Annotated in this window: 19 protein-coding genes; 13 read left to right on the top strand and 6 right to left on the bottom strand. The window is 37.5% G+C overall.

Going from position 1 to position 20,625, the window contains the following annotated elements; all coding sequences use genetic code 11:
* Positions 1-287 precede the first annotated feature (287 nt).
* The gene (locus AC3ANV_RS16240; RefSeq protein WP_488314255.1) at positions 288-374 is read right to left on the bottom strand and encodes a hypothetical protein; all 87 of its coding nucleotides are present in this window, start codon (positions 372-374) and stop codon (positions 288-290) included.
* 265 nt (positions 375-639) lie between these two features.
* On the opposite strand from AC3ANV_RS16240, the gene AC3ANV_RS16235 reads away from it, so the two are divergent.
* Complete coding sequence (locus AC3ANV_RS16235; RefSeq protein ID WP_488309734.1) at positions 640-2,571, top strand: fructose-1,6-bisphosphatase; 1,932 nt, start codon at positions 640-642, stop codon at positions 2,569-2,571.
* Positions 2,572-2,719: 148 nt separating this feature from the next.
* The gene (locus AC3ANV_RS16230) at positions 2,720-2,983 is read left to right on the top strand and encodes a hypothetical protein (protein ID WP_488309733.1); all 264 of its coding nucleotides are present in this window, start codon (positions 2,720-2,722) and stop codon (positions 2,981-2,983) included.
* On the opposite strand, the gene AC3ANV_RS16225 is transcribed toward AC3ANV_RS16230, so the two are convergent.
* Entirely contained in the window at positions 2,980-4,125 is a 1,146-nt protein-coding gene (locus tag AC3ANV_RS16225; RefSeq protein WP_488309732.1) for a metallophosphoesterase family protein, read from the bottom strand. The genes AC3ANV_RS16230 and AC3ANV_RS16225 overlap by 4 nt on opposite strands.
* Before the next feature lie 376 nt (positions 4,126-4,501).
* Between AC3ANV_RS16225 and AC3ANV_RS16220 the strand changes: the two genes are divergently transcribed.
* From AC3ANV_RS16220 to AC3ANV_RS16200, 5 genes are all read left to right on the top strand, one after another.
* The gene (locus tag AC3ANV_RS16220) at positions 4,502-4,990 is read left to right on the top strand and encodes a GNAT family N-acetyltransferase (RefSeq protein ID WP_488309731.1); all 489 of its coding nucleotides are present in this window, start codon (positions 4,502-4,504) and stop codon (positions 4,988-4,990) included.
* A gap of 822 nt (positions 4,991-5,812) precedes the next feature.
* A complete protein-coding gene (locus tag AC3ANV_RS16215) occupies positions 5,813-7,354 on the top strand; it encodes a DUF4145 domain-containing protein (protein ID WP_488309730.1) in 1,542 nt (513 codons plus the stop codon).
* 328 nt (positions 7,355-7,682) lie between these two features.
* Positions 7,683-7,937, top strand: a complete 255-nt coding sequence (locus tag AC3ANV_RS16210) for a hypothetical protein (RefSeq protein ID WP_488309729.1) — start codon at positions 7,683-7,685, stop codon at positions 7,935-7,937.
* Positions 7,938-9,659: an McrB family protein gene (locus AC3ANV_RS16205; RefSeq protein WP_488309728.1), complete on the top strand. Its 1,722-nt coding sequence runs from the start codon at positions 7,938-7,940 to the stop codon at positions 9,657-9,659.
* Positions 9,660-10,059: 400 nt separating this feature from the next.
* Complete coding sequence (locus AC3ANV_RS16200; RefSeq protein WP_488309727.1) at positions 10,060-10,281, top strand: hypothetical protein; 222 nt, start codon at positions 10,060-10,062, stop codon at positions 10,279-10,281.
* Positions 10,282-10,892: 611 nt separating this feature from the next.
* On the opposite strand, the gene iadA is transcribed toward AC3ANV_RS16200, so the two are convergent.
* Together iadA and AC3ANV_RS16190 are read right to left on the bottom strand one after the other, a co-directional pair.
* Positions 10,893-12,065 carry a beta-aspartyl-peptidase gene (gene iadA, locus AC3ANV_RS16195; RefSeq protein WP_488309726.1) on the bottom strand — a complete coding sequence of 391 codons (1,173 nt, stop codon included), beginning with the start codon at positions 12,063-12,065 and terminating at the stop codon, positions 10,893-10,895.
* A gap of 36 nt (positions 12,066-12,101) precedes the next feature.
* Positions 12,102-13,523 carry a YfcC family protein gene (locus AC3ANV_RS16190; protein WP_488309725.1) on the bottom strand — a complete coding sequence of 474 codons (1,422 nt, stop codon included), beginning with the start codon at positions 13,521-13,523 and terminating at the stop codon, positions 12,102-12,104.
* Positions 13,524-13,792: 269 nt separating this feature from the next.
* Here AC3ANV_RS16190 and AC3ANV_RS16185 point away from each other — a divergent pair, with 269 nt between their 5' ends.
* Positions 13,793-15,838, top strand: a complete 2,046-nt coding sequence (locus AC3ANV_RS16185) for a sigma-54 interaction domain-containing protein (protein ID WP_488309724.1) — start codon at positions 13,793-13,795, stop codon at positions 15,836-15,838.
* Positions 15,839-15,985: 147 nt separating this feature from the next.
* Here AC3ANV_RS16185 and AC3ANV_RS16180 read toward each other — a convergent pair whose 3' ends face one another.
* Both AC3ANV_RS16180 and AC3ANV_RS16175 read right to left on the bottom strand, forming a co-directional pair.
* Positions 15,986-16,048: a hypothetical protein gene (locus AC3ANV_RS16180; protein ID WP_488314254.1), complete on the bottom strand. Its 63-nt coding sequence runs from the start codon at positions 16,046-16,048 to the stop codon at positions 15,986-15,988.
* A gap of 446 nt (positions 16,049-16,494) precedes the next feature.
* Positions 16,495-17,412 (bottom strand): AraC family transcriptional regulator, encoded by a 918-nt coding sequence (locus tag AC3ANV_RS16175; RefSeq protein WP_488309723.1) that lies wholly within the window; start codon positions 17,410-17,412, stop codon positions 16,495-16,497.
* Between the two features lie 217 nt (positions 17,413-17,629).
* Here AC3ANV_RS16175 and AC3ANV_RS16170 point away from each other — a divergent pair, with 217 nt between their 5' ends.
* The 5 genes from AC3ANV_RS16170 (at position 17,630) to AC3ANV_RS16150 (ending at position 20,552) form a co-directional block, all read left to right on the top strand.
* Positions 17,630-17,761, top strand: a complete 132-nt coding sequence (locus AC3ANV_RS16170) for a hypothetical protein (RefSeq protein ID WP_488309722.1) — start codon at positions 17,630-17,632, stop codon at positions 17,759-17,761.
* A gap of 32 nt (positions 17,762-17,793) precedes the next feature.
* Complete coding sequence (locus tag AC3ANV_RS16165; RefSeq protein ID WP_488309721.1) at positions 17,794-18,645, top strand: aldo/keto reductase; 852 nt, start codon at positions 17,794-17,796, stop codon at positions 18,643-18,645.
* A 280-nt stretch (positions 18,646-18,925) separates the two neighbouring features.
* Positions 18,926-19,342 (top strand): cupin domain-containing protein, encoded by a 417-nt coding sequence (locus AC3ANV_RS16160; protein ID WP_488309720.1) that lies wholly within the window; start codon positions 18,926-18,928, stop codon positions 19,340-19,342.
* 238 nt (positions 19,343-19,580) lie between these two features.
* The gene (locus AC3ANV_RS16155) at positions 19,581-19,778 is read left to right on the top strand and encodes a carboxymuconolactone decarboxylase family protein (RefSeq protein WP_488314253.1); all 198 of its coding nucleotides are present in this window, start codon (positions 19,581-19,583) and stop codon (positions 19,776-19,778) included.
* Positions 19,779-19,808: 30 nt separating this feature from the next.
* On the top strand, positions 19,809-20,552 hold the full coding sequence (locus AC3ANV_RS16150; RefSeq protein WP_488309719.1) for an SDR family oxidoreductase: 744 nt from the start codon (positions 19,809-19,811) through the stop codon (positions 20,550-20,552).
* The last annotated feature ends 73 nt before the right edge of the window (positions 20,553-20,625 follow it).

The raw sequence follows: 20,625 nt of genomic DNA, 5'->3' as shown, positions 1-20,625 counted from the left end.
TCAGTACTTGAGGATACATGAAGATACTATAAAAACAGGTGCAAGCAAACTTTAAAACTGTTTGAGTACCTTGTTCCAGGTTATTGTTATCGATTCCTTCTTACATCCAGTAAATGTTATTAGATAAAACCGCATAACACCGTTTAATCAACGTTTGTGAGTGTTTTTTGTTTTGCAGGTGAAAGGTTGAAACCGGTAGGATTTGAATTCATTTTACACATTAAAGGAAAGTGATTAACACTGCTTAATTAATAAATTAAAGATATGTTCTGAAATAAATAAATGAACTAGCCAAAGCTAAGCAATAAACTGAACAAGATGCTAAGAAGGATGTGTTTCCTTGTAAGTAGGAAGCGAAATCCAAAATAAACCATCATAGCCCACAGCGCATCACTGGCATTCTTTGCTAGAAATGAAGGGAGAACGTGACTGTATTTTCGTGAGGCAAGCCCTAAAAAAAATTACAACTACAGCACATATGACATAGGTTTTCCGCAAGGTACGGTTAACTTCGTTACAAATAAAGACTATAAAAATATGTATTAAGATATAAAAAAATTTTATTTATCCCTTATAATAGATGAATGAAATTGGTTAAAAGGAGAATACACAGTCAATTTTGAAAGGGGATACATATCTTTGAACGCAAAATATCTAGATTTATTGGCCCAAAAATATGATAGTGCAGAAAAAGTAGTAACAGAAATTATTAATCTCGAAGCTATACTAAATCTACCAAAGGGGACTGAACATTTTGTCAGTGATTTACATGGTGAGTATCAAGCCTTTCAACATGTATTAAGAAATGGTTCAGGGAAGGTAAAAGAGAAAATCAATGACCTGTTTCAACATAGCTTATCTGAAAACGAAAGGAATGAATTTGCAACATTAATTTACTATCCAGAGGAAAAACTGCAGTTAATAAAAAATCATATCGGTAATGAACGAGAATTAAACCAATGGTATGCAGAAATCATTGAGCGAATGATTAAGCTCATTTCTTTTGCCTCCTCCAAATACACACGTTCTAAGTTACGTAAAGCTTTGCCGAATCAGTTTATGTATATAATTGAAGAGCTACTCTACAAAAAAGATGATTCCACAAATAAGGACGATTATTATTCAAAAATTGTCCAGCAGATTATCTCCTTAGCTCAGGCTGATAAACTCATCATTGGTCTTGCCTATACAACACAGAGATTAGTTGTCGACCATCTTCACGTAGTTGGTGATATTTATGATCGTGGACCCGAACCCGATAAAATTATGGATACACTGATCGGTTACCATTCGGTTGATATACAGTGGGGAAACCACGACGTCCTATGGCTAGGTGCCTTCGCTGGATCAAAGGTATGTCTGGCTAATATTATTCGTATTTGTGCTAGATACGACAATTTGGAAATTATTGAAGACGTATATGGAATCAATCTTAGACCATTACTGAATCTAGCGGAAAAGTACTATGAAGACAATCCAGCTTTTAGACCTAAGGTCCATTCCGATAAAAAACTATCTGATCATGAACAACTGCAAATTACGAAAATTCATCAAGCGATTGCCATGATTCAATTCAAACTGGAAATCCCTATTATAAACAGGCGCCCGTATTTTAATATGTCAGAAAGGCGATTACTTGAGAAAATTGATTATGAAAAGAACGAAATAAGGCTACATAGGAAAACCTACCATCTAGAAAATAGCTGCTTTTCAACGGTGAATCCAAACCAGCCGGATCAATTATTAGATGAGGAAAAACAAGTGATAGAAAAATTGTTATTTTCAGTTCAGCATTCCGAAAAGCTGGCTAGACATATGAAATTCCTCATGAAAAAAGGCAGCCTTTATTTGAAATATAACGGTAACTTGTTAATTCATGGTTGTATTCCTTTAGATGAAGAAGGAAGTATGGATAAAATGACGATTGGAAATAAAACGTGTGCAGGCCGTGAATTACTTGATACGTTTGAATATTATTTACGACATGCTTTTGAACACCCGGAAATGACAGATGACCTAGCGACAGATATGGTTTGGTATTTATGGGCCGGAGAATACTCATCCCTCTTTGGGAAAAGAGAGATGACCACCTTTGAAAGGTACTTTATTAAGGAGAAGGAAACGCATAAGGAGAGAAAGAACCCTTACTATTATTTACGTGAGAAGGTAGAAATTTGCAAAAAAATCCTTGCTGAATTTGATCTCGACCCTGAGCAGGGTCATATTATAAACGGCCATACTCCAGTGAAAGAAATTGAGGGAGAGAATCCTATTAAAGCGAATGGAAGAATGATTGTAATCGATGGTGGTTTCTCAAAACCCTATCAATCTGTAACAGGTATTGCAGGATACACTTTACTATATAATTCCTACGGTATGCAATTGGTTGCTCATAAACATTTTCGTTCAAAAGAAGATGTATTATGTAACGGTACGGATGTATTAACTGTAAAAAGATTAGTGGATAAAGAACTCGTGAGAAAAAAGGTAAGAGAAACGAATATTGGTGAAGAACTATTACAGGAAATATCTATTTTGAATAGTTTGAGGGAATATCGTTATATGAATTAACAAAAAGGTAATAAAAGGAAAGCGTATAAAAAATCCATCCTTGCGATTTAAAGGATGGATTTTATCATAGTGTTAAACTTGACGGGTATAAAATAATTGTTTAATCAATTATCCCACGCTTGCAAAATTGCATATAAAGGTGACAAGGATGAGTGCTAAAGATCAAGTGTCTGTCCGTGGCCATAAAGACTATCAATCAGAAGTGAAGCGCTTAGAGTTTACAAAGGAATATATACGTACCGTTTTAGACATTTCGAAGGGGAATAAAGAATTTTTCGTTAAAAATATGAAACAATCTTTTGCCGACCTGAATTATAAGGATAGTAGTACGAGCTACACGGATCTGAAACCGCCTCTGATGGAAAGTAAAAAAGGGAAAGTCCTGCTGGGAACTGACCCTTTTTTCGATTAAAGCTCAATGCTTTTAATTAATTTTGTTTTCCCGTAATTTTCGTCGAATCCGTAGCAGTTTACTTGAACTTTACCATTTTTATAAACCTTTACAGTTGCCCATGCATACATACGGTCTGTTGGGTTATCGGTAGGGGTGGTTACCTCAAATGGACTGCCGCCGGAACCAACCAATACTTGATAGGCGCTTCCATGCCGGCTTACATTGAAAACATGTTCGTGACCACAGAAATAGGTAGCATTGTTATCTTCAATGACTTTCCAGAATTCATCCCTACTTGTTGGATCAGCATCTAGTCCGTCTGCAGAAGGAGGGGTATTAGTGTCAGCTACATAGGGGAATGCATCCTTATGACCAAAAACGAAGATATGCTTAGCACCATTTTTCTTCGCATTTGCCATGTCCTGCTTCAACCATTCAATTGGTGCATGGCTGTCGTTTCCAACTGGGTCAGTATTGATAATCACAAAGTGAGATCCTTTCAAATCAAAGGAATAGGACAATTGCTTTTGGTCGGTTGAGATATTGTTGGCACCCATTTGAGGGTGATTATTCATATCCCAGTTTTGGATATCCACGCGTTCAATTTGCTTAAAGCGAAGTGTATCCATAATGATATCGCCCATATTGGCTCTCCAAGTATCTTCATTCGCTTGGGTCGCCTTTTTAACTGTATTCCCATTCGCATCTTTGTATTTGTCCTGGACCTCGTGATTTCCTGGAACAGGAACCACATATGTACCAGTTTCAAACATATTAGCAACTAATCCTCGCCAGTAAGCATATTGCCGATTTAATACATTTGCATCTGAATTCTTGGTATAACCCATAATCATATCTCCATTGAAAATAAACAGGTTCGATTTTTGCGCTTGAACTTCCCTTGTGATACGAGAAAGGGCCTTCGTGTTTTGCAGCCAAAGTTTATCTTGGGCTGTTAGGTTAGGTTGCGCAGCATCCGCACGTGAATCACCAACTGTAGAAAAAGTCAACAATACATTTTCATCCTTACCTTCATCTTTTCCAATACCTTCATCAGCATTTGCCTTCTGCGGTACTGCGTTTAATATAGAGGTTAACCCAATAATAGAACCTAGAATTACTGTACTTACGGCTGTTAGAATTTTTGCCTTTTTATCCAACTTGTTCATCTCCTATTAAATTATTATAGTAACTACCGATTTATAGTCTAATAGGGTGATGTAAATCCAATATGGAAGTAGAGTAAATAATTTGTAAAAACTTACAAATATAGATAAAATTACTCGTATTATTTTTAAAAAAAGTAAAAGAGCAAAATGAAATTTATGCCAATAATCGTTATGGAATCATATTCATTGGAGCTGGTAAAATCAATCAAGACATTCCATAAATCCCTGTAAGCTCATCCAACTCTCTTTTCGATTTCAGCTTGTATATTCATTGCCTAAATCAAGATATTATACAAATTCATGTCAATAAATTAGGATGAACTTATATAGGTTTAGGTGTAGGGTACAATTTGGAGGAATGATGGAAATGGTGAAAATTCGAAACGTAAAAATGGAAGATTTACTTGAGCTTGTAGCCATCGAACAGCTTTGTTTTACGAAAGAAGAGGCTGCGACGAGAGAAGCATTTGAAAAGCGAATTCAAGTTATACCTGATAGTTTTTTTGTAGCAGAAGAGGATGGTATGATTGTGGGTTTAGTCAATGGACCAGTTATTGAAAAAGCATTCATTACAGATGATTTATTTAGCGATCTCAAAGCAAATCCAGCGTCTGGAGGTCATCAAAGCGTTTTAGGATTAGCAGTGTCCCCGTATTTTCAAAAACGAGGTGTTGCAACAGCGTTACTTGCTCATCTTGAAAAAGAAGCAAGAAAGAAAAACCGTGAAACGATTACACTCACTTGTAAAGAGAACCTTATTCGCTTCTATGAAAAACATGGATACCTCAACATCGGTGTTTCAAGTTCAAAGCATGGTGGAGCCATTTGGTATAACATGAGTAAAAAATTACAGTGAAAGATTTATCGTAACTAAATAGAGAATATAGTAAGTTTTTTTCGAAAAATATTTTATTTAGAAGTACTCAAAACTTGGTTGCTGACACCAAGTTTTTTTATGGATCAGTCTTAAATACGTTTGGTATATGGAAGTTTGTGTTAGGCGTGATTTTACCGCTCCTAATTACTGCCCCATCATTTATAAAAGCCAAAGTAGTTCCTTTTGTATTTATGGTCCTTGAAATTATGTATTCCTGATCGTCCAAAAGAAGATTCACTTGAACCTTCATCGAGGTTTTTTCTTCTTGCAAATAATCCTTTACGTACCCTTTATATCCATGCTTCGTCATACCAAATAAGCAAAAGACAATAGCCTCCCCAAAGATGATTTTCCTGCAAAGTTATCGCCAAGAAAATGAATGGTTTTGCCGAATTGATAGTGGGCACTAGTATGACACTTAAAATTAGTAAGCTCCATTTTCTCAATGAACATACCATCATCCACAGAATTCCTAAATTAAAAAAATCTTTTATTTGAATATCCATATTATTACATGAATTCTGTATAATAGAAATGTCGATTTTAGTAAAATATTAGTTCCAGATAGTTAACATCATTAACCTCTCTAAGGAGTATTTAGATGAATCAAAAGGAAGATTTTTTACGATAGAATGGGATTGTTAGAGCTGGTTAGCGGAGCAATATTAAATTAGTAAATTGTCGAAATGCGGAACAAGTCAAAATGAGATCCACAAGTGAATCTAATTGAAATTATTTAGATTGATAGGAAGAATTAGCTCTAAAGTTAACATTATAAAAAAGAAAACCGGAGGAACAAAAATGGATAACCATACATACTTCTATCAATTTCTCAAACCTATTTCAAAAGAACTAGCGCTGGTCGCAAAGGAACTGGAAAATAGTATTTTCACTAGCCCACGTACGATGCTGACACATTCTAGAGTCTTTGTTGAAAACATCTTGCAGCAGGTTATACAAGCTGAACAGTTATTTGATGACCCACGGACAAATTTAAAAGAACGACTCGACATGCTTAACGAAAAAGGTTATTTGATCCCTGAAATCCGTGACGCATTGCATTATGTTCGGCAAATAGGTAACCAAGCAGCACATAATGCACGAGCCTTCCGCTATTCCGAAGCGTTATTGTCATGGGAATCATTGTACAAAATTGTTAAATGGTTTGTCGAGGTGTACGGTCCCGTAGATGTAAATGTTCCCGATTATCAAGATCCATCACTTGGTGTGGAACAATCCTATGATATGACCGAACTTGAATTGAGGTTAAAATCATTGGAGGAACTTTTAAGAAATCCTGTTCAAAAGACAACAGATGATTCTGCCTATATGGAAGTTGCGGCGACGACTGAACATTACAATGAAGTAAAGGAAATTCCAGGGTTCACCACGATTCGTACACTTTCATATAAAGGCCGAAAGTTAGAAGTTCCATACTTTCTTCGCGATGCTTTCCTTTTACCTCAGCGTTTCCTTAAATCAGAAACCTATTTGATTCGATTAGGAGCGGAGCAGCAAGCACGAATCATGAGTGAATTACCGAATAACTTAGAAGGATTGCACAAACATGTTAAACGCTATAGTGAAAAGAATGATGAACTATTCTTTGAGGAATTAAAAATATTTATAGAAGAGGAAAAGGTCCGTAGACAGCTTACATTTGAACGGCCAGGTGAACTGTTCCTTTTTTATAAAGCGGAACACATAGTGGTAACGGAATCACTTTCAAAAGTTTCACTTACTTCCGATGAATTCTCCGGAATTCCAAGCCTGTTAAGACAGCTAAACCAAGATGAAATGGAAACAGTAGGGAAGTTGCCAAAAGAACTTGTAATCCTTGCAAAATATGAAAATGTTGGGATCGGCACTATGGAAAAGTTATTTGAACAATTGAAGACAAAAGCAGCTGAAAATAATGTATCGGCTGAAAAAGGGGATTCTGCTCAAGAAAGTAGAAGTTATAAAAAATGGGAATCACTATATATAAACGTGAAGCTAGGAGAGAGTAAAACAGTCATTCGTGGCGAGAGTGTTTCTTCGCTTTGGAAAGAAGGCATAAAATGGATTGAAGAACACAAGTTGCCGCTTTATCAACTGGTGAGAGAAGGTGTTATACTCGGCTCTACAGACGCAGGAAAACGCTACGCAATTGCACTAAAGCCAATTCATAAGGATAATAGAAACTTTACGCAAACACATACCTATGAATCTACGACAACGGGTGAGACCTATTATCTTGAAACCAAAATCAATCCTAAATCAGGACTTGAAACACTAGGAAAACTACTTACTCGATTAGGGGTGGAAGTGAAGATTCCTTTATTGGAGTCTGACGTTCAATAAAGGTAAAAAGGGAAAGCCGTTTTCTTAAGAAGGAAAACGGCTTTTTGTGTAGGGAGTGTTCAGACTGGATTATTCAAAAACTGGTCATTACTAATCAAACTTAAAAGGAATTACTTACTTCAAATAAGTATTCCTGTCATTCTAAAGTGTTGGATTAACCAAATGAGGTTAATCCTTTTTATTTGATTTAACATTTTCAAGAAGTATTAAAATGGCAAATTATTTACTAAAATCCAAGGGGTTGACCATTTTTGGGCAAGCTAAATTGATCAAATAGTTTATAATTTACTATATTCTAAATTTATTAGTGAAAGTGGGGAACCGGGAATTGGAAAGAATACAGCAGATCATTGACAAGTATAAAGGGATTTCTTTTGAGAAAATCATCGAAGAGCACAAAGATATGTATGACCAACAATATAAAAAAATCACCAGTTGGTACAAAGATTATGACCAAAGAGTAAATGATGCCCCTTGGGATGATGATAAAAAAAATGCCATTCGAAGAGTAATAGATAAGATACGAAGCTCTGATTCCTCTTTTTCGAATGAAGACACGAAAGATTTGGATTCGTTTACTTGAGTGATTAACAATAATGTAAGAACGAACAATCGGATTAACAACATAAAGTCGAAAAAATTGGATATCGTTTCCTTATTTAATCTAATGAAAAACCAAACCGATTATCGAGTTGTTCTGGAAAACATTAGTATGCCACAGAATTTAAAAGGTCATTTTGTCCACCTCTACTCCATCGTCAAAACAATGCAGTTTCCAAATGAGTATTTAATAGCCTATAATTTTGAGCGGAGTATCAATAAACTCATTTTTGAGAAAACAGATGACTATAACGATTTATTAGATACATATAGAAGCTTCCCTAATGAAGAAAACAGGGAATTAAAATTTTATGTCTTTACGGCCACTGTTCTAAACTTAATTGTAAAAGACATAAATGCGTTAAATCCACCATTACAACAAAAGGAATATAAAAAGCTTGATAAACAAGTTGCTGAACAATTAGCAAAGTATATCGATACTTTGAAACTCGATTGCTCACTGTTATGTTTTCAATCAACCGATTCCATCAAACAATTGGAAGAGAAATTAATAGGCAATCCATTTGTCGTTGGGGGAATCGAAACCGCTGAAAATAGCAAAAAGATCCTGCCAACCTTACATCATGCAAAACTATTTATTTGTGATCACTCCAAAAAAGAGATTGAATGGCAAGCGACAATTGAAGAGGTTTACTTGAACGAAAATGAACTACCATACACAACAGAAATCATTGAACTTCAATCGGTTCGATCTAAAGGTGAAAAAATTTGGCTTAAGATCACTAGCCTGACGAAATTACCATTAAGAATGATGCTGGATCAGCTGTTGCCGGTATTTGAAACAAAAACATCAGAATTGCCGCAGCAGGATATTCACCTAGTGTTTACGAAAACGGAAAGTGTACCAAGGGAGATTGTGACGAACGAAACAAAGGTTGAAGAGATTTTACCAAACTATGAAAATGAAGAATTAGCTTTCAATCCCAATTTGATTCTATATGGACCACTGGGAACAGGGAAGACCTATCAATTGGCTACGAAGTCGCTGGAAATAATCTATAATATGACAGCTGACGATTTGGAAGAGAAAATAAATTTGAAAGATTATTATAAGAAGCTTCAGCAAAAAGGGCAAATTCGCTTTGTTACTTTCCACCAATCCTATTCCTATGAAGACTTTATAGAAGGGTTGCGCTCAGACGGAAATGGGTTCGTTCCAAAAGATGGTATTTTTAAGCAAATTGTAATCGATGCACTCTATGCAGGTCTGCCACAACCTCTAAATAAACTGGATTATGAAGAACGAAAAAGCAGAGTATTGGAAGCGCTGGAGCAAAATCATAAATTTAATTTCAACCAAGCCGATCGATTTGTCATGATTATTGATGAAATTAACCGTGCCAATATTTCTAAGGTGTTTGGGGAATTGATTACGTTATTGGAAGAGGATAAGCGGTTGACGACGGATAATGAGACACACGTCAAATTACCTTATTCCGGTGATATTTTTGTTCTGCCACCAAATCTTTTTATCATTGGAACCATGAATACGGCTGACCGTTCTATTGCACTCCTTGATACTGCTTTACGGAGAAGGTTTGGATTTGAGGAAATCGTACCACAACCTTCCCTTTTAACACCGATTGAAGATATAAGTATTTTTATAGATATTATATTTGTATTTTTCGTAGAAAAATTTCTTGGTGGAATCCATAATCTTTTTAATTGTAGTTTCGTTATGTAACTCCCAGGTCTGGGAGGAGGCCTTCCAGTTTAATTGAGCTGTTTGGCACTTTTTATTATGCTTCAGCCAAGAGACCATTAATGATTCACCTATTTCAATCTTCACGCAATCATCTCCTCGTTATGTCTATCATTAATTTACCATAATTTAGAGAATAATAGGCGTTTCAGAAGATAAAAATAGAGTTTTTGTCGGATTTACAAATGGTTTTTATTGATTTATTGTAGTCATTTTGTCATTTAATTTTCAAAGACATAATAATTATTTTATTACCATCAAACAATTGAAGGTCATAAAGATAACTATTTTAAGATTATCAATAATGCTGCAAAGAGGGCTGGATAACTGGTACCAACATATTTCCTCAAAGGATACAGCTCCATTTTTTCATTAATACCTAATGGGGAAAGAGCATCGAAAACGGATTGATTTTTCGGAGAAAGGTGCAAGAAAACTTTGGGACTACGATGAAAAGGGTGTTAGTAAATTAATTGCAACGATGCCAATGACTAAATGGAGCGGCAGTTCTAAAGGGCTAATTTCCTATGATAATGATCTTTTTATCTTAAATTTTGATGTGGTAAAGGAAGATGAAGATATCCTTTTCGATTGGACAAATTAAATAGCTGAATACCGCCTTCATTATCACTTTGAAAGAAAGGCTAAAAATTACCAGGTTCATTAAATCTTGGGATTCTTTTTTTATGCTGGGTGGCCTAACAATAAGAAGCTTATATTCCAATAAATTTCTAGTGTTTTACTGCTATTCAGACTGATTCTATATAAACTTAAATCTGTTTTGGTAATGTATCAAAAAAGCCATTCGTTTCTCTATAAGAGGCGAATAGCTTTTAAATGATATTTGCGTGTTTTCTGATAATAGAACAATCTCTTCAAAATTGTAACTCTTCCGTGTCTATATCTTTGTTCACATCGTAAGCTTGATCAGTACAACGGCATATGGTTATACCTTAATAAATTTTAAAAATAATTTTAACAAGTTTGTCAATATCATATCTTATCATATGAGTTATCTTTAATTTCGTTTGCATATCATGATTACTATTAAATTATATATATAAATATTTGGTTCCCTTTATAGCTGTTTTATATTGAATAATTCCTTCTTCTTTGAGTTTTTTTAATTAAGGGTAAATTTAACGTCCTTTCCGCTCCAAAAGTGGCCAATTATTTTTCTCTAAAAGGTCTATATTTGACAAAAATCTCTCTCCCTCATTCAAATGTTCCTTTTATCAGCGGTACACCCTTTTCTACCATTACTTGTCCTCTCGCTATTACGGTGGAAATGGCCAGTGTTTCTTTTTGCAACAATACGATATCAGCATCCTTCCCTGATTGGATACTGCCCTTGTTTGAAAGCTTAAGCACTTGTGAGGGATTCGAGGTGATGACCTCCAATGCCGTTTCCAGCGGGATGCCTTCCTCTAAAACAGAATCGCGCACTTCGTGAAATAGCGACGATACTTTTCCAACTTGAAGGCCTGCAAACTCCCCATTGCTGTCAAAGAAGGGGAGGCTGGCCTGTCCGTCTGAAGAGAATGTAATGTGTCCAACTGGAACTCCTTCGTCAAGCATCGTGCGTAATGCCTTACTGCACTTCACTTCGCCTTCCGCCAAAAACTGAGGGATGGTACTTGTAGTAAAGTCCACGTATCCGCCTCGTTTCGCGTAATCTATACCCGCCCTAAATAATTCTTCATTTCGGTTGATATGCGTTGGATGAAGATGTCGAATTGGAATGTTGGTTTTATCTGCAATTTCATGAAGCAATGAAAGCTTTCCATCTCCGTCCCCAACATGAACTTCTAATAGGCCGGCTTTTCCTGAAAGGATCCCTCCATTGCGTGCCGCAGCGGCGACTTTAGCCAATTCCTCAAATGTGGGTTCTGATGATCTATGGTCGGAGATGGCAATCTCTCCAACACCGATAATTTTGTCGATTAAAATAATATCGTCTTCAATTTTTCCTGTCAGTGTTTTTACTGGAACTTGATAGGAGCCTGTATGAATGAAGCAGGAAACACCCTCTTCTTCAAGCACCCGTGCCTTGGCAAGCAGACTTTCCATTTTACGAGTTGTCCCGTCCGTACCAAGTAAACCGACCAGTGTTGTAATACCTGCAGTTGTAATATCAGTGAGCATCAGCTCGGGAGTGCGGGTTTTGAATCCGCCCTCACCGCCTCCGCCAATAATATGAACATGTGAATCTATAAATCCCGGAACAACCAAAAGATTTTCTGCATCAATGATTTGAATAGGGGAGAAATTTTCAGGAACTGCGATTCTGTCATCGATGAAAACAATTTTATCATCAGCAATCAATATGTCTTTCCTTCCTATGTAATGGGGTGCGTATACTTCGCCATTTTTGATTAACGTAAACATTTCATTTCTCCTCCTGTCAATACTGCCTGTCCTAAATTAGAATGGACCATACCCAATGAAGTGTGCTGTGATGACAGCTATTAATCCGATGAGGTATTGAATGAGCACCAGCGGCAGAATCCACTTCGCCCACTTTGTCCAAGGAATGCCTGCGATTGCTAAGCTCGCCATTAAGGTGGTGGCAGTAGGGAAAATCATATTTCCGATTCCGTCCGCAAAAGAAAAAGACAACACTGCAGTTTGGCGCGTTATATGCAATAAGTCTGCGAGCGGCGCCATAATGGGCATGGTCAGCATCGCATGTCCGCTGCCGGACGCTAGAACAAAATGAATCAGAGTTTGGAAGTTGTACATGCCGACAACGCTTAAATAGGCCGGAATATGCTTAAGCGATTCAGATACAAAATGCAACATAGGGTCGACGATATGTCCCGCATTCAATACAACAAGAATGGCACGTGATACGCCGATTACCAAAGCGCCGCCAATCAAAGATGCAGAGCCTTTTGTAAAGGAGTTGACAATGTGATCTGCAGACAGTTTTCCGATGATTCCAATTACGACTGTCAATATAACGAATAAGGCTGCGATTTCTGTAATGTACCATTTGAACTTGATGACACCAAATGCTAAGACGATATAGTTAATTAAAAATGCACCTAATATGAACTTATGTCTCGCTGTTAACCTCGCACTTGATTGCAGCAGATGGTTCGCTTCTTCTTTTGTGTATTTTCCATAGATTCCTATAGAAGGGTTTTTCTTAACTTTTATTGCGTGACGATAAATATAAAGAACAGAAACAGGATAGACGATCACAAATAAAACAAGGCGGAATCCCATGCCTGAGAACATCGGCAATTCTGCGATTCCTTGTGCAATTCCTACTGTGAATGGATTCATGATGGCTGTGGTAAACCCTGATAATGCCCCTACTATGACGATCGCGGTTCCTGTAATCGTATCAAATCCAAGAGCCAACGCCAGTGGAATGACAAGAGGAACATAAGCCAGTGTTTCTTCCGCCATTCCCATTAAGGAGCCGCCTACAGCGAAAACAAGCATCACAACAGGAATCAATAGCTTTTCACGCTTCGACAACTTCCGGGCCATGGTAGCAATAAGGGCGTCAATCGTACCTGTTGCTCGTAAGACACCGAAAAATCCTCCGATAATCAATATAAAAAAGATAATATTGCCGGCTTCTACCATTCCTGTATGAACAGCCTTTATCATTTCGAACAATCCGACCGGAGCCGATTTTATCCATTTAAATGAATCGGGGTTGATAGTGGTCCGTCCATCCGCTTGAATTTGTGTATATTCCCCAGCCGGTAAAATATAAGTTAATAGAGTTGCAATTGCGAGAATGCAGAATAGCAATACAAAAATATTGACTTTTCTCTCTCTTTTTCCCGCTGTTCCAAACGAAACAGCCTTTTCTTGTGGTTGACACATACACGCATCTCCTTTGTGTTTAAAATAAATGCACTAGACTAAAACGCTTACAAAATAATACCCGCTATAGACTCTCTTTTTTTCAGTATTCTGTTATTTCCCTCCTTTTCCAATCCACAGGCACTTCACTGATTTATATATGCAAAATTTGTGCCAATATAGGTAGATTGATTTTTAAGGGAATTTTATACGTAGATTAAATCTTTTGGTCTTTATTGTTCTTTTTTGGTGATATAATAGAACCAATAAAAAGACAGGAAGGTATTTTTATGTCAAAATCCTCACTTACACTTATAGCGGGAAGCGAAAAAACAAAGTATGCCTTGCAGGAACAGCTAGAACAATTGCTTGGCGACTTTGTCCATATTAAAAGTCATGCTGCAGATGAGGGAATCCCACAGACTCTAGAAGATACAATTATCTTGTATTCATCAGATACTGCTTTTACGAGAACAAAGGGTATGTATAGCCTAAATGCCAAGAAAATAATTGTCGGAAAGAGAACCGTTCATCATGAATACATTGACAAACTTTTAAGAATACCTGAAGGTTCAGCCGTTCTGCTGGTGAATGATGATGATGATGCAACGAACAGGCTTATTGAATCCTTCTATCAGCTTGGTATCGATCATGTTCAATTTATCCCTTTTCGGAAGGGTAACTTGTTTTATGAGGATGTTCAAATTGCTGTTTCACCAGGAGAAACACATCTTTGTCCCTCTTACATAAAAGAAGTAATTGACATAGGTGTGCGGCTTTTTGATATGACAACAATCCTGGAGGTTGTAGAATGCTGCGGGTTGAACAAGGATATATCCTCGAAGATTTCAGAAAGGTATATTAGCAATATCATTGAATTACAACGTAAACTGCTAGATGCGGAGCGGGATGCAAAGCAGATGAGTGAGCACATCCAAAATGTGGTGGGAACTGTCGATGATGGAATATTGGTCGTCAACCAGGAAAGACGAATTACGGTATTTAATCCTCGGCTTGCCGCTTTGTTTCATGTTGTTGTTCAAGATGTAGTTAATAAGGATATAGAACATGTGATTAATTGCCGGGATATTACCGATTTCATCCTGAACGGCAAGGATGAAAGCAAGTTCTTTGAGATAGACGGCGTGGGTGTCGTCATTTTTCGATTGCAAATGACGAAAGAAAATACAATTGTCGCAACTTTCAAGAGTGTGCATCAAGCCTTTGAAATTGAAAAGACAGCGCAAAGAGAAATGCGTAATAAAGGATTTCATACAAAATATGGATTTAATGATATTATCGGTGAGCATGCTGTAATGAAAGAGCGCAAGCGGATTGCCAAGAAGCTTGCTTTATCGGAACATCCGATTTTGATTCAGGGCGAGACAGGAACAGGAAAAGAGCTGTTTGCGCATGCTATTCATCAGCATTCATTACGGAAAAATCGGCCATTTCTGGCTGTAAACTGTAGCGCACTAACAGAAAGCCTGCTTGAAAGTGAATTGTTCGGTTATGAAGAAGGGACATTTACCGGAGCACAAAAAGGAGGCAAGAAAGGTCTGTTTGAATTGGCGGATAACGGGACTATCTTTTTGGATGAAATTGGCGACATAAGTCTCACAGTTCAATCACATCTGCTGCGCGTTCTACAAGAAGGCGAAATTCGCAGAATCGGCGGTGGAAGAATTATACCTATTAATGTACGAGTGATTACCGCAACGAATAAAGACCTTCAAGGAAAGATGCGTGACGGCTCATTCAGATCTGACTTGTTTTACCGGCTGAACGTCCTTAATCTTTGCATTCCACCGCTCATTGAGAGAAGAGGGGATATTCCACTTTTGATTAAGCATTTCATTACAAAGAGCGGGAAGTGGGTAAAGGTAGAGCAAGACGTGTTGGAGTATTTCATGCAATATGAATGGCCCGGAAATATACGGGAATTAAAAAGCACCATTGATTACATGCTGACGGTTTGTGAGGGAAATGTTGTGACAAAAAGAGACCTTCCTTCCATGCTTGGACAAGTCGGAGACAGCGTGGCGTCCGAATATACCGAATGTGAAAGCATGCTCGAAATCCGGGAGCGCGCTTTCATCTTGGAAATAATCTTGCAATGTAACGAAAAAGGAAAAGCTGCAAGCAGAGAACTGATTTCAAGTCAAAGCAAAGAATCGGACTTTGTTTTGTCCCCTCAGCAGATCCGTCGCCGCTTGGATATTTTAGAAAGTGAAGGATATGTCGTCAAAGGTAGAGGACGGGCAGGCACGAAAATAACCGCTGCGGGAATGGAGTATTTATACTTTCTTAAGTCAAAGCGGGCAGTGTATAACTAAAGAAATTTTTAAATAAAAAAAGAAGTGCTCAGAAACACTAAGATGTTCTGACACTTCTTTTTATTATGGAATGTTACTAATCTTAGATTTGATCTATAACGAAGGCAATATAAAAAAGAGTAACTAATTAGCCACTCCAAGCAAAATTTATCTAATCCAAGCACCATCATGACCTAATCTATAAGAACCAATCTTCGTGTCATGCGCCATGATACCACTGCTATATAGGTAATACCACTTTAAAAAATTAATGGTTTCATTATGGTGGTCCATTAGCGGAAATTTTTGAACTGGGACCCGTTTGTTCGTTCCGTTTCATAGACTGTGATCATTCCTAATTCTCTTGCCTTGATCATCATCCGTTAAAAGTGGAACGGGGAATGCCGTTATTGTTGTATTCTTCATTAATCGCTTATAATATAGTGCCTATTTTGGCATTGCAGTCTCCGGGAACTTTTGCAGAAAAGCAGATTAAACGTTTTAATCCATCCAATTCTCCCTTTGAAAAATCATACTTGTGTTCTAGTAACCACATTTCCATATGGCTATTAAACTCAAACAAACTTGTGAATTACGAAAATTTTCATGGTATTGCGTCTCTCAAGAAAATTATCCTTTTCCTCAACGAAAAAAGACCCCCACCATTAGGCAGGGATTCACGCGTTTATCGTTTCGTCATAGTTCTTTTTTAAGCGCTTTATATCTTCTTTAGGTGGTAAACCAAAGATGCGCGAATATTCACGGCTAAATTGTGATGGACTTTCATAGCCAACCCGGAATGCAACATCTGCTGCATCCGCTGATTCGGATAATAACAAACTCCGAGCTTCTTGTAGTCTCAGTTGTTTTTGGAATTGAATAGGGCTCATTGCTGTTACCTCTTTAAAGTGCCGATGTAGTGAAGAAACACTCATATTTGCTATTTCCGCAAGTTCCTCAATCTTAAAAGACTTTACAAAGTTATTCATGATATGTTCAATCACGTCACTGATTTGATTGGTAGAACTTCCTTCTATTGCTATTTGTTTTAGCATTCCTCCATGTTCTCCTTGCAGAACTCTATAGATGATTTCTTTCCTAATTAAAGGAGCAAGTACAGGGATATCTTTAGGATTATCTAGGAGTCGAGCTAATCTGGTTACCGCGTCTAACAAAGATGGCTCTATTTTGCTGACATACAAACCTCGTTTAGCATTTTCCTTCTTTTCAACTCCCATTTGGAATTCACGTAACACCTCTAATATTTCACTCGGTGTAAATTCAAGTTTTAGTGCCAGATAAGGAACTTCGGAAGAGGCTTCCGTGACTTGTCCGGTAATTGGCAGGTTAACGGATGCTACAAGGTAATCAGCAGGACCGTACTGAAAACGTTCCTGTGACAACAAAACCTCCTTCATCCCTTGAACGACAATGCATAAAGAAGGCTTGTAAACTCCGTAGTTTGGTCCAGTATCATTAGAGAAACGGGAGAAAAATAAAGACGGAATATTAGTGGTATAAGTGTCTTCCCGTCCTGTGTATCGCTCTATGATTTTGGTGAGCTCAACTCTTTGTCTATATAATTGTTCAAACATAAAATTCTCCTTTGTTTTCTTCATCCGTGATGGTCCCATTATAAGGCTAATTTACTTTCTGCGTAAATGGCTGTGAGAGGATTGTGCAATCATTTGACAGGATTGTGATACCAGTCATGATTTCATTTGTTGCATAATGAGGAAGTCGGAAGAGTGTTAATGATTTATTATTATGTTCGCGAAACTTTCAAATTATCCGATAAAGGAGTAGCAGGTCTTGGTCGAATCGATAAAGAAAATTGCAATAGGGAAAAATAATTTGAACGATGCGCTCTCAAAGATCAAGATTTCGGGAGATGATCGCTATCTGCAGGTTCAGATTTCTCAAAAAGAGCGTGCAAATAGCTAACATTTAATATTAAAAAACAGGAGGAATTTTTTATGCAAAAAGTTATTTTAAACAATGGTGTTGAAATGCCGATACTCGGTTTTGGTGTCTTTCAAATTCAAGATGTAAAAGAATGTGAACAAGCTGTTTATGACGCTATTATGGCAGGCTATCGTCTGATTGATACCGCTGCCTCTTATCTAAATGAAGAAGCGGTCGGCAGAGCTATTAAGCGGAGCGGTGTGCCAAGAGAGGAATTGTTTATCACTACGAAATTATGGGTTCAGGATACAGGCTATGAACGCACAAAGAAAGCATTTGAAAAATCGCTGGAAAGACTGCAACTGGATTATTTGGATTTGTACTTAATTCATCAGCCATTTGGCGATGTTTACGGTTCATGGCGTGCGATGGAGGAATTGTACCGCGAGGGTAAGATTAGAGCAATTGGAGTTAGCAACTTCTATCCGGATCGTCTGACCGATTTAATCATTCATAATGAAGTTGTTCCTGCCGTAAACCAGGTTGAAACACATGTTTTCAATCAACAAATCGAAAGTCATGCCTTTATGAAAGAGAACAATGTTCAAATCGAGTCCTGGGGACCGTTTGCTGAAGGAAAAAATAACATGTTCCAAAATGAAATTTTAGTATCAATAGCCGAAAAACATAATAAATCCGTTGCCCAGGTGGTTTTACGTTGGTTAACACAAAGAGGCGTCGTTGCGATTCCAAAGTCTGTCCGTAAGGAAAGAATTATCGAAAACTTCAATATCTTTGATTTTGAATTAAGTCAAGAGGATATGGAAAGAATTGCTACCTTAGATACGAAACAAAGCTTGTTCTTTTCACATCAAGACCCTGAAATGGTGAAATGGATAGGGACCCGTAAACTTGATATTTAATGTTCTTTCTTATCAACACAATCAAAATGATATTCCGGTGTGAGTCTACCTACCTAAATACTGTTGTGTATTAAGGTGTTGAATCCATAAAAAAGCGTGTGAATTCTACACACGCTTTTTCCATTATAGTTTGTGGGGTAAGGACTAGCAGTTTCTGCTATCAGACTCGGTTGCATGGGAGTAATTTGAACGAAGCACTCTTGAAAATCGAGATTTCGGGAGATCGCAATCGGCAGAATACGAAAATAGAATCGACAAATAGGAAAGGATGTTCTCTAGTATGTCTAATATTCAAGATAAAAGCGAAAGTGGAATCTTCCTGAAAGGTGTAAAAGTTCCGAATGATCATTTCATAGGGGCAGCATATCTTGAAATGCTAGTTTCTCGTGACAATACCTTTAATTGTCCCATAGGTAATGTGACTTTTGAACCAAGGGCTAGAAATAATTGGCATAAGCATCCAGGCGGGCAGATTCTGCTTGTTACCGGAGGCATGGGATATTATCAGGAAGAGGACAAACCCGTACAAGTGCTTCACGAAGGGGATGTAGTAAAGATTCTTCCGGATGTGAAACATTGGCATGGCTCTACACCGGATAGCTGGTTTACACATATCGCAATAAGTACGAATGTTCAAAAGGGAGACACCGAATGGTTGGAGCCTGTAACAGATGAAGAATATAACAATTTAAAATAACATGAACTTTTTCCTGAGGGATCACTGAAAGTTTTTAATTTTTTACGTGCATCAAACTTAGCTAAATCCAAAGTAAGTAAAACGAGAGAAGGAATATAAAATGTCTAATTCTAAAGAACCTACTGTTGCACAGAAAAAGTTAGGAAATTTTGCGCCAAAGCTTGTGCAATTAACTGATGATGTTTTGTTTTGAGATGTATGGGCGCGCAAGGAGCTTTCCCCGCGTGACCGCAGTTTAATTACCGTTGCTTCTTTATTAACTGGGGGAAATACAGAACAACTGAAATCCCATTTAAATTTAGCAAAACAAAACGGTCTTTCAGAAGAAGAACTTATTGAAGCAATGACTCATCTTGCTTTTTACGCCGGTTGGCCGAAGGTGATGTCTGCCATGATGATTGCAAAAGAAGTGTTTTCGAAAAAGGTTGAATTTTAAACTTTATATTAAGAAAGGGTGTTATTTAGTATGTCCAATATTCAAGATAAAGTTGTCATTATTACGGGTGCCTCTAGTGGGATTGGAGAAGCAACTGCAAAAGAACTTGCCTCCAAAGGCGCAAAACTTGTTCTTGCAGCGCGCCGTGAAGACCGTTTAAAAAAATTACAACAAGACATTCAAAATAAAGGCGGGCAAGCTATTTATAAAGTCACGGATGTGACTTCCCATGAACAAATGGAAGAGCTAGCTGGGGTTGCGCTTAAAGAGTTTGGACAAATCGATATATTAGTCAATAATGCCGGAGTCATGCCACATTCATTTCTTTATAAGAAAAAGATAGATGATTGGAACAAGATGATTGATGTCAATATTAAAGGAGTGCTTTATGGCATTGCTGCTGTTCTTCCAACAATGAGAGAACGTAAATCCGGTCATATTATTAATCTATCTTCAGTAGCAGGACACTTTGTCGGTCCAGGGAGCACCGTTTATGCTGGAACTAAGTTCGCCGTGCGTGCTATCTCCGAAGGACTACGTAAAGAAGAGGCTGGGAACAATATTCGTTCAACCATTATCTCACCAGGCGCCGTTCAGTCTGAATTAATTAATTTGATCACCGATATGGATTTAAAACCTGGAATTGAGAAACTTTATGAAGATGTTGCCATTGACGCTGAAAGCATTGCCCGTGCCATTGCTTTTGCAATTGAACAACCTTCTGATGTAGCCATAAATGAGATGATTATTCGTCCTACAGGTCAAGAAAGGTAATGTTAAGTTGAAGGGTAGGCAGTTAACCGTCAACTAAAAAACTTGCTGCCGTTTTGGTAGCGGGTTTTTCTGC

The sequence above is a fragment of the Neobacillus sp. DFD-2R genome (genome assembly GCF_057747865.1).
The sequence above is the reverse complement of the archived record's forward strand: the minus strand, read 5'-3'. Positions and strand labels throughout refer to the sequence as shown.

Coding starts and splice junctions, on each gene's coding strand:
- AC3ANV_RS16240 (WP_488314255.1), bottom strand. CDS start 374: ATGGTTTATTTTGGATTTCGCTTCCTACTTACAAGGAAACACATCCTT.
- AC3ANV_RS16230 (WP_488309733.1), top strand. CDS start 2,720: ATGAGTGCTAAAGATCAAGTGTCTGTCCGTGGCCATAAAGACTATCAA.
- AC3ANV_RS16220 (WP_488309731.1), top strand. CDS start 4,502: ATGGTGAAAATTCGAAACGTAAAAATGGAAGATTTACTTGAGCTTGTA.
- AC3ANV_RS16215 (WP_488309730.1), top strand. CDS start 5,813: ATGGATAACCATACATACTTCTATCAATTTCTCAAACCTATTTCAAAA.
- AC3ANV_RS16200 (WP_488309727.1), top strand. CDS start 10,060: ATGGGGAAAGAGCATCGAAAACGGATTGATTTTTCGGAGAAAGGTGCA.
- iadA (WP_488309726.1), bottom strand. CDS start 12,065: ATGTTTACGTTAATCAAAAATGGCGAAGTATACGCACCCCATTACATA.
- AC3ANV_RS16190 (WP_488309725.1), bottom strand. CDS start 13,523: ATGTGTCAACCACAAGAAAAGGCTGTTTCGTTTGGAACAGCGGGAAAA.
- AC3ANV_RS16185 (WP_488309724.1), top strand. CDS start 13,793: ATGTCAAAATCCTCACTTACACTTATAGCGGGAAGCGAAAAAACAAAG.
- AC3ANV_RS16175 (WP_488309723.1), bottom strand. CDS start 17,412: ATGTTTGAACAATTATATAGACAAAGAGTTGAGCTCACCAAAATCATA.
- AC3ANV_RS16165 (WP_488309721.1), top strand. CDS start 17,794: ATGCAAAAAGTTATTTTAAACAATGGTGTTGAAATGCCGATACTCGGT.
- AC3ANV_RS16160 (WP_488309720.1), top strand. CDS start 18,926: ATGTCTAATATTCAAGATAAAAGCGAAAGTGGAATCTTCCTGAAAGGT.
- AC3ANV_RS16150 (WP_488309719.1), top strand. CDS start 19,809: ATGTCCAATATTCAAGATAAAGTTGTCATTATTACGGGTGCCTCTAGT.